The 11,728-nt window shown below is 60.2% G+C and carries 10 protein-coding genes; 4 read left to right on the forward strand and 6 right to left on the reverse strand.

Annotated features, from left to right (window positions below):
• Positions 1 to 14: 14 nt before the first annotated feature.
• On the forward strand, positions 15 to 1,016 hold the full coding sequence (locus C6Y56_RS17360) for a glutathione S-transferase family protein (RefSeq protein WP_169430931.1): 1,002 nt from the start codon (positions 15 to 17) through the stop codon (positions 1,014 to 1,016).
• A gap of 45 nt (positions 1,017 to 1,061) precedes the next feature.
• Here C6Y56_RS17360 and cysG read toward each other — a convergent pair whose 3' ends face one another.
• The 6 genes from cysG to C6Y56_RS17390 form a co-directional block, all read right to left on the reverse strand.
• On the reverse strand, positions 1,062 to 2,456 hold the full coding sequence (gene cysG / locus C6Y56_RS17365) for a siroheme synthase CysG (RefSeq protein ID WP_169430932.1): 1,395 nt from the start codon (positions 2,454 to 2,456) through the stop codon (positions 1,062 to 1,064).
• Positions 2,457 to 3,737: a serine--tRNA ligase gene (gene serS, locus C6Y56_RS17370; protein WP_169430933.1), complete on the reverse strand. Its 1,281-nt coding sequence runs from the start codon at positions 3,735 to 3,737 to the stop codon at positions 2,457 to 2,459.
• A gap of 15 nt (positions 3,738 to 3,752) precedes the next feature.
• Positions 3,753 to 4,127, reverse strand: a complete 375-nt coding sequence (crcB, locus tag C6Y56_RS17375) for a fluoride efflux transporter CrcB (protein WP_007958188.1) — start codon at positions 4,125 to 4,127, stop codon at positions 3,753 to 3,755.
• Positions 4,127 to 5,449 (reverse strand): replication-associated recombination protein A, encoded by a 1,323-nt coding sequence (locus tag C6Y56_RS17380; RefSeq protein ID WP_169430934.1) that lies wholly within the window; start codon positions 5,447 to 5,449, stop codon positions 4,127 to 4,129. The genes crcB and C6Y56_RS17380 overlap by 1 nt, the downstream gene beginning before the upstream one ends.
• Before the next feature lie 24 nt (positions 5,450 to 5,473).
• Complete coding sequence (lolA, locus tag C6Y56_RS17385) at positions 5,474 to 6,094, reverse strand: outer membrane lipoprotein chaperone LolA (protein ID WP_007958184.1); 621 nt, start codon at positions 6,092 to 6,094, stop codon at positions 5,474 to 5,476.
• 65 nt (positions 6,095 to 6,159) lie between these two features.
• Entirely contained in the window at positions 6,160 to 8,568 is a 2,409-nt protein-coding gene (locus tag C6Y56_RS17390; RefSeq protein WP_169430935.1) for a DNA translocase FtsK, read from the reverse strand.
• Between the two features lie 475 nt (positions 8,569 to 9,043).
• Here C6Y56_RS17390 and aat point away from each other — a divergent pair, with 475 nt between their 5' ends.
• The 3 genes from aat (at position 9,044) to infA (ending at position 10,821) form a co-directional block, all read left to right on the forward strand.
• Entirely contained in the window at positions 9,044 to 9,724 is a 681-nt protein-coding gene (aat, locus tag C6Y56_RS17395) for a leucyl/phenylalanyl-tRNA--protein transferase (protein WP_169430936.1), read from the forward strand.
• 58 nt (positions 9,725 to 9,782) lie between these two features.
• Positions 9,783 to 10,490: an arginyltransferase gene (locus C6Y56_RS17400; RefSeq protein ID WP_085732140.1), complete on the forward strand. Its 708-nt coding sequence runs from the start codon at positions 9,783 to 9,785 to the stop codon at positions 10,488 to 10,490.
• Between the two features lie 112 nt (positions 10,491 to 10,602).
• Positions 10,603 to 10,821: a translation initiation factor IF-1 gene (gene infA, locus C6Y56_RS17405; protein ID WP_002553999.1), complete on the forward strand. Its 219-nt coding sequence runs from the start codon at positions 10,603 to 10,605 to the stop codon at positions 10,819 to 10,821.
• Positions 10,822 to 11,728: the final 907 nt, after the last annotated feature.

Raw genomic sequence — 11,728 nt, forward strand, 5'->3', positions numbered from 1 at the left:
ATGGAGTCTTGATCATGGGTTTACTCGTCGACGGCCGCTGGCAGGACAAGTGGTACGAAAGCAGCAAGGACGGCGCGTTCCAGCGCGAACAGGCGCAGCGTCGCAACTGGGTCACGCGCAACGGCGAGCCGGGCCCGAGCGGTGAAGGCGGTTTCGCCGCCGAAGCCGGGCGTTATCACCTCTACGTTTCCCTCGCCTGTCCGTGGGCCCATCGCACGCTGATCCTGCGCAAGCTCAAAGGCTTGGAAAGTCTGATCGACGTGTCAGTCGTCAGCTGGCTGATGCTGGAAAACGGCTGGACCTTCGACCAGACCCTCGGCTCGAGCGGCGACAAACTCGACCACCTCGACTTCATGCACCAACGCTACACCGCTGACACCGCCGACTACACCGGCCGCGTCACCGTGCCGGTGCTGTGGGACAAGAAGCTCAAGCGCATCGTCAGCAATGAATCGGCGGAAATCATCCGCATGTTCAACAGCGCGTTCGACGACTTGACCGGCAACGATCTGGACTTCTACCCGGCGCCACTGCGCAGCGAGATCGATGCGCTGAACGAACGCATCTATCCGGCGGTGAACAACGGCGTATACCGCGCCGGGTTTGCCACCTCGCAGAACGCCTATGAAGAAGCGTTCGACGACGTGTTTGCCGAACTCGATCATCTGGAGCAGTTGCTGGGCGCCAATCGATATCTGACGGGCGAATACCTGACCGAGGCAGACGTGCGGTTGTTCACCACGCTGATTCGTTTCGACGCGGTGTATCACGGGCACTTCAAATGCAATCTGCGGCGGATCAGCGATTATTCGAACCTGTCGAACTGGCTGCGGGAGATGTACCAGTGGCCGGGCGTGGCCGAGACCGTGGATTTCCAGCACATCAAGAATCACTACTACGGCAGCCACAAGACCATCAACCCGACCGGAGTTGTGCCAAAGGGGCCGAAGCAGGATTTCAATGTTGCCCATGACCGGAACCGGTTGGGCGGTAAAGGGGTTTGGCGCAGAGGTTGAGAGCCTGATCGTTCCCACCGCGTGGGAACGATCTTTTTTTCAGGGTCAGACCTGACCCTGAGCGCCCTCGAACCACGCCAGTTTCTCGCGCAGTTGCACCACCTCGCCGACGATCACCAGCGTCGGCGCATGCACTTCATGCTCCGCCACCAGACGCGGCAGATCAGCCAGCGTGCCGGTGAAGACCCGCTGATTGACCGTGGTGCCCTGCTGGATCAACGCTGCCGGGGTATCGGCCGCACGACCATGCTTGATCAACTGCTCGCAGATGACTGGCAGCCCCACCAGCCCCATGTAGAACACCAGCGTCTGCGCCGGCGCGACAAGGTCGGCCCACGGCAGATCGGTGGAACCGTCCTTCAAGTGCCCGGTGACGAAACGTACCGACTGCGCGTAATCGCGATGGGTCAGCGGAATCCCGGCATAGGCCGCGCAACCGCTGGCCGCCGTGATACCCGGCACCACCTGGAACGGGATGCCGTGGGCCGCCAGCTCTTCGATCTCTTCACCACCACGGCCGAAGATGAACGGATCCCCGCCCTTCAACCGCACCACACGCTTGCCAGCCTTGGCCAGGTCCACCAGTTGCTGGTTGATCTGATCCTGCGGCACAGCGTGATCGGCGCGACGCTTGCCGACGTAAACCCGTTCGGCATCGCGACGGCACAGCTCAAGAATCGCAGGTGCCACCAAGCGGTCATACAACACCACGTCGGCTTGCTGCATCAGACGCAAGGCGCGGAAGGTCAGCAGATCCGGATCGCCCGGCCCTGCGCCCACCAGATACACCTCACCGGTCGTAACCATGGCTTCGCCGTCAATCTTGGCTTGCAGCAAACGTTCGGCCTCGGCGCCCTGCCCAGCCAGTTGGCGGTCGGCAATCGGCCCCTGGAACACGTCTTCCCAAAAACCGCGACGCTGCTGCACATCGGGAAACAGGCCTTTGACCTGATCACGAAAGCGTGCAGCCAGACCGGCCAGATGGCCGTAGGTCGAAGGAATCCAGGTTTCGATCTTGGCGCGGATCAACCGCGCCAGCACCGGCGCATCGCCGCCGCTTGAGACCGCGATGATCAGCGGCGAGCGGTCGACGATCGCCGGGAAAATCACGCTGCACAACGCCGGCGCGTCCACCACATTGACCGGAACGCAACGCCGATGAGCATCAGCGGAGACTTGCGCGTTTAACGCTTCGTCGTCGGTGGCGGCAATGATCAGCCCGCAACCGTCCAGATCCGTTTCGGCGTAGCCACGCAACAGGCACTCGCCACCGCTGGTGGCGACCAGTTCGCGCAGTTGCGCTTCGATTTCAGGTGCAACCACCCGCAGCAGCGCACCGGCATCGGCCAGCAGGCGGGACTTGCGCAAGGCAATCTCCCCCCCACCGACAACCAACACACGACTGCCGCGCAGGTTGTGAAACAGCGGCAGATATTTCATTTAGCCGATGACCTCAAGGCCACCCATGTACGGCTTCAGCACGTCCGGCACGCGGATCGAACCGTCGGCCTGCTGGTAGTTTTCCAGCACGGCCACCAGCGTACGACCGACCGCCAGACCGGAACCGTTCAGGGTGTGTACCAGCTCAGGCTTGCCGGTTTCCGGGTTGCGGAAACGCGCCTGCATGCGGCGGGCCTGGAAGTCGCCGCAGTTGGAGCACGACGAGATTTCACGGTACTTGTCCTGGCTCGGGATCCACACTTCCAGGTCGTAAGTCTTGACCGCGCTGAAGCCCATGTCGCCGGTGCACAGTGCCAGGGTACGGTAAGGCAGACCCAGCAGTTGCAGGACTTTCTCGGCGTTGGCGGTCAGACTTTCCAGCGCTTCCATCGACTTCGACGGCTCGACGATCTGCACCATCTCGACCTTGTCGAACTGGTGCTGGCGGATCATGCCGCGAGTGTCACGGCCGGACGCACCGGCTTCGCTGCGGAAGCACGGAGTGTGAGCGACGAACTTGATCGGCAGCTGTTTCGAATCGACGATTTCACCGGCCACGATGTTGGTCAGCGACACTTCGGCGGTCGGGATCAGGTACAGATCGGCTTCGCCTTCGCGACCAATCTTGAACAGGTCTTCTTCGAACTTCGGCAGTTGACCGGTGCCTTGCAGCGCAGGAGCCTGAACCAGATAAGGCGTGTAAGCCTCTTCGTAGCCGTGCTCGGTGACGTGCAGGTTGATCATGAACTGCGCCAGTGCGCGGTGCAGACGGGCAATCGGGCCACGCAGCAGGGCGAAACGTGCGCCGGACAGCTTGGCGGCGGTTTCGAAGTCGAGCCAGCCGAATTTCTCGCCCAGGGCCACGTGGTCCTGAACCGGGAAGTCGAACGCAGTCGGCGTACCCCAGCGACGGACTTCGACGTTGCCGTCTTCGTCTTCACCGACCGGTACCGACTCGTGCGGCAGGTTCGGGATGCCCAGCAGGATCGAATCCAGTTCGGTCTGGATCGCGTCGAGTTCGACTTTACCGGCGCTCAATTCGCCCGCCATGCGCTCGACGTCCGCCATCAGCGGCGCGATGTCTTCGCCGCGCTGCTTGGCCTGACCGATGGATTTGGAACGCGCATTACGCTCAGCCTGCAGTGCTTCGGTGCGGGTCTGGACGGTCTTGCGCTGTTCTTCCAGCGCTTCGATGCGCGCGACATCCAGGGCAAAGCCACGGGAAGCCAGGCGGTCCGCTACGTCCTGAAGGTTGCTACGTAACAGTTTGGAATCGAGCATGTCGGTTTCTCGTTATCAAAGTTTGGTCAGGGACAGGCCGGCCCAGGTCGCGAGCAGCCCGCCGAATACGCTGATGGCCGCATAGCCCAGGGCCAGCGGCACTTGCCCGCTTTCCAGCAGGCGCACCGTATCCAGTGAAAAGGATGAAAAAGTCGTCAGCCCCCCGAGGAAGCCGACCATCAACCCGGCACGTACCTCGATCGGTACTTCCGGGCGTATCAAAAACAGGCCGTACAACACGCCAATCAGCAGACAGCCCACGATATTAACGGCCAGCGTCGCGGTATAGAAGTGCCGCGGCCAATTGGCGTTGACCCAATTGCCAGTGGCGAAGCGCAACAAGGTGCCGGCAATCCCGCCGACGGAGACTGCAACAATCAATGGAACCACTATTTTCTCCGCTGCCGGGGGCTTAAACGATCGAGTTGGGCGAGGTGGTTGAGCTTTTCGCCGATCTTCAACTCCAGGCCACGGGGCACCGGTTGGTAGAACGGAATCGGGTCGAGTTCTTCCGGGAAATAGTCTTCGCCGGCCGCGTAGGCGTCCGGTTCGTCGTGGGCATAACGGTATTCGTCGCCGTAACCCAATTGCTTCATCAATTTGGTCGGCGCATTGCGCAGGTGCAGCGGCACTTCCAGCGAACCGTGCTCGGCGGCGGCGCGCAGCGCGGTCTTGAGGCCCATGTACACCGCGTTGCTTTTCGGCGCACACGCCAGGTAGGTGATGGCCTGAGCCACTGCCAACTCACCCTCCGGGCTGCCAAGGCGTTCCTGCACTTCCCACGCGGCCAGGCACAGACTCAGGGCGCGGGGGTCGGCATTGCCGATGTCTTCGCTGGCCATGCGCACCACGCGGCGGGCCAGATACAGCGGATCGCAGCCACCGTCGATCATCCGCGCAAACCAGTACAGCGCGCCGTCCGGGTTCGAGCCACGCACCGATTTGTGCAGCGCGGAAATCTGGTCGTAGAACGCTTCGCCGCCCTTGTCGAAACGCCGACGGGTATCGCCGAGCAGGCTTTGCAGCAGCTCGGTGCCCATCTCGCTGTTGTCTTCGGCCAGGTCCGAAGCGTTCTCCAGCAGATTGAGCAACCGCCGGCCATCACCGTCGGCGGCGGACAGCAGCATCTGGAAGCCTTCATCGCTGAGGGTCAGATGCCGCTTGCCCAGACCTCGGTCTTCGGTGAGCGCGCGGTGCACCAGTTTGCGCAACGCTGCTTCGTCGAGACTCTTGAGTACATAGACCCGCGCCCGCGACAGCAACGCGTTGTTCAATTCGAAGGAAGGGTTTTCGGTGGTTGCGCCGATGAAGATCAGCGTGCCGTCTTCAACGTACGGCAGAAAGGCGTCCTGCTGGGACTTGTTGAAGCGGTGCACTTCGTCGACAAACAGGATCGTGCGCTTGCCGTACTGACCGGCCTGCTGCTTGGCGATTTCCACCGCCTGACGGATCTCTTTGACGCCAGCCAATACGGCCGACACCGTTTCGAAATGCGCATCCGAGACTTCCGCCAGCAACCGCGCCAGGGTGGTCTTGCCCACGCCCGGCGGGCCCCAGAAGATCATCGAATGCAGGGCACCCTGCTCCAGCGCTTCGCGCAAAGGCTTGCCGCGAGCGAGCACATGTTCCTGACCGACGTACTCGTCCAGATTGGTCGCCCGCAAACGGGCGGCCAGTGGCTGGGCAATCGGTGCACTGCGAAACAGATCCATCACGTAGCGTTGAAACCTCTGTGTTTATTCCTGGATCACATCGGCACCCTTGGGGATGTCGAACTTGAACTTCGAGGCCGGGACCGCTTCGTTGGCCTTCACCCCGGTGAACAGGATGTTGGTGCGCTGACCGACGCTGTCGATCAGTTGCATGTCATTGACCAGACCGTTGCGGAACGACAGACGCAGGCTGTCGAACAGGGTGTCCTTGGTTTTCGGCTTCAGGGTGAAATCGATCACACCACCCGCCTCTTTCGCGCTGATATCGAAGCTCTGGCTGATTTTCGATACGTCACCGGACAGCAACAGGGCCGGGGTCTGGGTCAGGCGCTCGTCCAGTTTCTTGATGGTGGCCTGCTCCAGATCCGGGTCCCACAGGGTGACTTTCTTGCCGTCGGAGACCATGGTCTGCTCGGCCGGCGCATTGGTGTGCCAGTAGAACAGGCCCGGACGCTGCAGGGTCATGTCGCCGGTGGTTTCCTGCAGCTGGGTGCCGCTGCCGTCGAGGGTCAGCTGGGAAAAATTGGCGGTCAGGGTCTTGGATGTTTCGAGCAATTGGGTCAGGCGAGCCACATCCTTGTCATCGGCGTGAGCCGTGAGGGTGGTCAGAGCCAGTACCGGCAGCAGCATGCGGATAAGACGCATGGGAGTCCTCTTGAATACGCGTGGGAAAGTGGACGGCGCCTCATGCACCGTCCATTGCATTTGAATCAGTCGCGCACCGGGCCAGGGGCCAGGACTTCGCGGGAACCGTTGGTGTTCATGGACGTCACGACGCCGGCCATTTCCATGGCTTCGATCATGCGCGCGGCGCGGTTGTAACCGATCTTCAGCTTGCGCTGTACAGCAGAGATGGAGGCACGACGGCTTTCCAGCACGAACTGCACGGCTTCGTCGTACAGCGCGTCAGCTTCCGGATCATCACCGTCACCGCCGCCACTGCTGCCTTCGAAACCACTGCCCGCCTCTTCGACACCGTTGAGGATGTCGTCGTTGTATTCCGGCGCGCCGCGCAGTTTCCAGGCTTCCACCACCCGGTGAACTTCATCGTCGGATACAAATGCGCCGTGAACCCGGATCGGCAGGCTGGTGCCCGGCGGCATGTAGAGCATGTCACCGTGACCAAGCAATTGTTCGGCACCACCCTGGTCGATGATGGTCCGGGAGTCGATCTTGCTCGATACCTGGAACGCCATCCGCGTCGGGATGTTGGCCTTGATCAGACCGGTGATCACGTCCACCGACGGACGTTGGGTCGCGAGGATCAAGTGGATACCGGCCGCCCGCGCCTTCTGGGCGATACGGGCGATCAATTCTTCTACCTTCTTGCCGACGATCATCATCATGTCGGCAAATTCGTCCACGACCACGACGATGGTTGGCAGCTTCTGCAGCAGCGGCGCTTCGTCGTGGATGCTTTCGCGTTTGTACAGCGGATCGCTCAGCGGCTCGCCGGCGTCCTGGGCTTCCTTGACCTTGGCGTTGAAGCCGGACAGGTTTCGTACACCCATCTTCGCCATCAGCTTGTAGCGACGCTCCATCTCGGCAACGCTCCAGCGCAGGGCATTGGCGGCGTCTTTCATGTCGGTCACGACCGGGCACAGCAGGTGCGGAATGCCTTCGTAGATCGACAGTTCGAGCATTTTCGGGTCGATCATGATCAGCTTGGCGTCGTCCGGACCGGACTTGAACAGGATCGACAGGATCATCGCGTTCACGCCCACCGACTTACCGGAACCGGTGGTACCGGCCACCAGCAGGTGCGGCATCTTCGCCAGGTCGGTGATGACCGGCTTGCCGCCGATGTCGTGACCCAGGGCCAGGGTGACCGGCGATTTGAAGTTGTCGTACTCAGGCGTCGACAGCACTTCGGAGAAGCGCACGATCTGCCGGTCTTCGTTGGGAATCTCGATACCGACCGTGGTCTTGCCCGGAATCACTTCCACCACCCGCACACTGGTCACGGCCAGCGAACGTGCAAGGTCTTTCGCCAGGTTGGCGATACGGCTGACCTTCACACCGGCAGCCGGCTGGATTTCGTAACGGGTAATGACCGGGCCGGGATGGATCGAGTCCACGGTGACTTCGACGCCGAATTCCTTGAGCTTGATCTCCAGCAAGTGGCCGACCGCCGCCAGGGATTCAGGCGAATAATTGAGTTGTTTCTTTTCTGCAGGATCGAGAATCGAGATCGGCGGCAAGGTGCCTTCCACGGCGCTGTCGACGAACAACGGCACCTGCTTCTCTTTCTGCACGCGCTTGCTGGGTTCCGGCGCCTTGACCGGGGCCGGGGCAATGACCGGCGGAACCTGTTTCTCACGCTCGGACATGTGTTTGCTCAGGGCCTGCTCGCGTTCGATCAGACGTTCCTTGACCTTGGCCTGCTCGCGCTTGTCGGTGACGGTCGGTGCGACCACGTCGTGCACCCGGTCATCGACTTCACGCAGTTGCGCCACCAGTTGCTTGCGCTCGGTACGCGCCGACCACCAGCGATTGATCGCACCCTGGAACAGTTCGAACAGGTCGAGGGTGATCTTGCCGGTGACATCCATCACCTTGAACCAGGACAGATCGGTGAATACGGTCAGGCCGAACAGGAACAGCGCGATGAACAGCAATGTGCTGCCCTGAATGTTCAGGGCATTGCGGGCCAGGTCACCGAGGCTTTCACCCAGCGCGCCACCCGCACCGGCCGGCAACCCGGTGGCCGCATGGAAATGAATGTGCGCCAGCGCAGCACCGGACAGCACCAGAAACACAAGGCCGATCAGGCGCCAGGAAAACAGCCAGCCGCTCCACTGCCACGGCTCGTGGCGCTGACGGAAGATCTGATAGGCCTTGATCGCCAGCAGCAGCGGGAAGATATAGGCAAAGTAACCCAGCACCATGAACAGAATGTCGGCGCTGTAGGAACCCGCTGGGCCGCCGAAATTCTGCACGTCGTCGATCTTGCTGTTGTGGCTCCAGCCCGGATCGTCCTTGCCGTAAGTCAGCAAGGCCATCATCAGGAACAGGCACAAGGCACCGATGGCGATCAATGCACCTTCCTTGAGCCGGTAGTGCAATTGCTGACGCCAGAGCGGAACGACTGTTTTTGGTGCTTCCGTGGATTTCTTCAAAACGCTTCTTTTCCTGCGCCAGAGGCGCGTCCATCTATTGAATGACGATAAAAACTGCCCATTCCAGGCAGGTAAAAAAATTGACGGGCGCAACTGAGACTACTTTTAACACTGCGTCCGGTCTTTTATAAACACGGCACACTGCGAATATTCTGTAACAGCCCGGCATTGTACGGGTTTGCGCGCTCGATGCCATGCTTCGCATCCCAAGCTCAAGCATAGCCAAACAGACGCGACCTGCGCCGCAATTTGAGCATGCATTGTCTTTTGTGACAAAGGCTTATGAGGTGTATTTGATGAACGTAGCGAAGCATCTGCGCCCGCACTCATCGCCCGTCTACGACCGCATCGATACGGTCAAGTTGCAGGAGCGCAATCATCGGGCACGTTCGGGAGGACATTCACCTCATTTAACGGCACACTTTGCATCGGGCCCAGACGCCCACCTCCCTCCCCTTCTGCAAGCCTGGACGCCATGCTGACTTGGTTACAACGCAATTCACTGACTTTCCCGCCCCTGGAAAAAGCCATGCGCGATCCCAATGGATTGCTCGCAGCCGGCGGCGACCTGTCCGCCGATCGCCTGATCCAGGCTTATCGTCACGGCTGCTTTCCGTGGTTCTCCGAAGGTCAGCCGATCCTCTGGTGGTCGCCGGATCCGCGCACCGTTCTGTTTCCCGACGAACTGCACATCTCACGCAGCCTGGGCAAACTGCTGCGCAAAAAGCGCTATCAAGTGACCTTTGACCAGGACTTCACGGGGGTCATCCGTGCCTGCGCCGCACCAAGGGATTACGCCGATGGCACCTGGATCACCCAGGCCATGCAGGATGCCTACATCGAACTGCACCAGCGCGGCTTTGCCCACTCGGTAGAAGTATGGGATCAAGGCGAACTGGTTGGCGGCCTCTATGGCCTGGCGATGGGGCAGCTGTTTTTCGGTGAATCAATGTTCAGCCGCGCCGACAACGCCTCCAAATATGGTTTCGCCACCCTGGTGCAACATCTGAAGGACTCCGGGTTCGTGCTGATCGACTGCCAGATGCCGACCGATCACCTGCACAGCCTCGGTGCTCGGGCCATTTCTCGCAGTACATTTGCCGATTATCTGTCCCGGCACCTTGACCAACCCAACCTCGCCACCTGGGTTTGCTGAGCGACTTTTGCGTGCGTGGCTTACACTTAATTCACCAGCTTACCCCCGAGGGTTGATCATGACCGAGTTGGCGCGGTTGAAGTTCTATGCCACTCAGCCTCACTCTTGCAGCTATCTGCCCGAGGAGCAGGCCACGACCCTGTTTCTCGATCCCAGCCAGCCCATGGATGTGCATGTCTACGCAGACCTGTCGGAAATGGGCTTTCGTCGCAGCGGCGATCACCTGTACCGTCCGCATTGCCAGAACTGCAACGCGTGCGTGCCTGCGCGTATTCCGGTGGCGCAGTTCAACCCCAATCGCCAGCAGAAACGCATTTTCAAACGCAACGCCGATTTGCAGGTGCGGCCGGTCAAGCCCGGTTTCAGCGAAGAATATTTTGATCTTTATCAACGCTACATCGAACAACGCCATGCCGACGGCGACATGTACCCACCGAGCCGCGATCAATTCTCGACTTTTCTGGTTCGCGATCTGCCCTTCTCACGTTTTTACGAGTTCCGGCTCGACGGACGGTTACTGGCAGTTGCCGTCACCGACCTCCTGCCCAACGGCCTGTCGGCGGTCTACACCTTTTACGAGCCGGAAGAAGAACGCCGCAGCCTCGGACGCTATGCAATCCTCTGGCAAATCACCGAAGCCAGACGCCTTGGGCTCGAAGCCGTGTACCTTGGCTATTGGATCAAAAACTGCAAAAAGATGAACTACAAGACCCAGTATCGCCCCATAGAACTGCTGATTAACCAGCGCTGGGTCATCCTGAACTGAATGCAAACCCTAAACCCCTTGGCGTAAACCCCATTTTTCGGGCACAATGCACGCCGCTTTTGCCTGGCGCAGTTGCACCGGGCCATTCACTGGATACCGAGGGCTTTACTGCATGTCGAAAGAAGACAGCTTCGAAATGGAAGGCACTGTCGTCGACACCCTGCCCAACACCATGTTTCGTGTGGAGTTGGAAAATGGGCACGTCGTAACCGCGCATATCTCCGGCAAGATGCGCAAGAACTACATTCGTATTCTTACCGGTGACAAAGTGCGCGTCGAACTGACGCCCTATGACTTGAGCAAAGGGCGTATCACTTACCGCGCTCGCTAATCAAGTCAATACAAGACGCCCGGCATTTGCCGGGCGTTTTTGTTTGTCTGGGTTTTGGGTTTGTGCTTGAGTTTTGAGTGTATATCCGTTGCTTCGGGAGCTGCCGCTGGCGGTTTCGCTCTTACAGCGAGTCACTTTTGACAAACGCCTCAAAAGTAACCAAAAAGTCTACGCCCCGGCGTACGGCACTTCGCTTAGGCTCAGCGTTCCCTCGCTACGGTGTCCATCAGGGGGCATCGCCTACGGTTTGCTTCGCTGCACCTCCTCTCGATGTATGCGGCTTCGCCGCACGGCGCTGCGCGCCTACCCCCTGATGGACACCTCCGCTCGGCCTGCCGAAGGGGCTTGAGATCAAAAGCCAGAGCCAGAGCAAAGGCCAGATCAAGAGCAAAGGCCAGATCAAGAGCCCCTCACCCTAGCCCTCCCGAAACGTCGGACCGCCCGTAGGGAGAGGGAACTGATTGAGGTGTTTGGGAGAACTGCGCCGACGTGCAATACCGGTCGAACTCAAGTTTTGAAAAGCCCACAAATCGGCTCCCTCTCCTTGGGGAGAGGGCTGGGGTGAGGGGTAAACCCACAACAAAACCAAAGCCAAACACGCCCTGCTCCCACCACTCAAACGATGAGCGTTAGCTCGAGTAAAGCTTTTGATCTCAAGGCCCATCGGCAGGCTGAGTGGAGGGATTGATCCGGGGGTGGGAGCGCAGCGACCGTTTGGCGAAGCCAAACACATCGAGAGGAGGTGCAGCGAAGCAAACCGTAGGCGATGCCCCCGGATCAATCCCGGAGCGAAGGAACCCGAGCCACAGCGAGGGCCGTACGTCAGGGCTCAAGACCTTTGGTTACTTTGGGCTGGGCCGGCATTCCGGCGTTTGCCAAAGTGACCCGCCGTAAGGGCGGAACCCTA

Origin of the sequence: Pseudomonas fluorescens (genome assembly GCF_012974785.1) — a bacterium.
Classification (GTDB): Bacteria; Pseudomonadota; Gammaproteobacteria; order Pseudomonadales; family Pseudomonadaceae; genus Aquipseudomonas; species Aquipseudomonas fluorescens_BT.

Bases quoted from the DNA above. Each gene is read 5' to 3' on its own strand.
- C6Y56_RS17360 (WP_169430931.1), top strand. From the start codon at position 15: ATGGGTTTACTCGTCGACGGCCGCTGGCAGGACAAGTGGTACGAAAGC.
- cysG (WP_169430932.1), bottom strand. From the start codon at position 2,456: ATGAAATATCTGCCGCTGTTTCACAACCTGCGCGGCAGTCGTGTGTTG.
- serS (WP_169430933.1), bottom strand. From the start codon at position 3,737: ATGCTCGATTCCAAACTGTTACGTAGCAACCTTCAGGACGTAGCGGAC.
- C6Y56_RS17380 (WP_169430934.1), bottom strand. From the start codon at position 5,449: ATGGATCTGTTTCGCAGTGCACCGATTGCCCAGCCACTGGCCGCCCGT.
- lolA (WP_007958184.1), bottom strand. From the start codon at position 6,094: ATGCGTCTTATCCGCATGCTGCTGCCGGTACTGGCTCTGACCACCCTC.
- aat (WP_169430936.1), top strand. From the start codon at position 9,044: ATGCTGACTTGGTTACAACGCAATTCACTGACTTTCCCGCCCCTGGAA.
- C6Y56_RS17400 (WP_085732140.1), top strand. From the start codon at position 9,783: ATGACCGAGTTGGCGCGGTTGAAGTTCTATGCCACTCAGCCTCACTCT.
- infA (WP_002553999.1), top strand. From the start codon at position 10,603: ATGTCGAAAGAAGACAGCTTCGAAATGGAAGGCACTGTCGTCGACACC.